The 365-nt window shown below is 58.9% G+C and carries 1 protein-coding gene; it reads left to right on the plus strand.

Annotation, left to right across the window (positions count from 1 at the left end):
* Positions 1 to 193 (plus strand): hypothetical protein (locus AC1DDH_RS20885; RefSeq protein ID WP_476956280.1); only part of this gene is annotated, 193 nt, incomplete at its 5' end.
* Positions 194 to 365 lie beyond the last annotated feature (172 nt).

The following is a 365-nucleotide window of genomic DNA, read 5'->3' on the forward strand; positions in this document are numbered from 1 at the left end:
ACGCAACGTCTACCCGTCCGACTGGGCTACCCGATCACTTGAGAACGACCCGATGCGCTTGACGCTGATCCAACAGGTCGCCGAAGACTTCAACAACATCAGCGGCAATGTCCCCGACTCCGCGGATACTCAAGATGACTACGACTTGGTTGCGAAGAAGCGCTCCAAGGACCGGGGGGAGGACTTGGAGTGACCCAAGAACTGTTCGACATGGCCGACGCCTTGGGCTGCACGATCAAGTACGAGGACCTGTCGCACCTTGAGCGGGACGGCGACTACGACCTGAAGACGAACACAATCCGACTGCAAGAGAACATGTCGTACCGGCTACTGCGTTCCACGCTGGCTCACGAGCTGGCTCACGC

This window comes from Arthrobacter sp. 10T425, assembly GCF_056393985.1.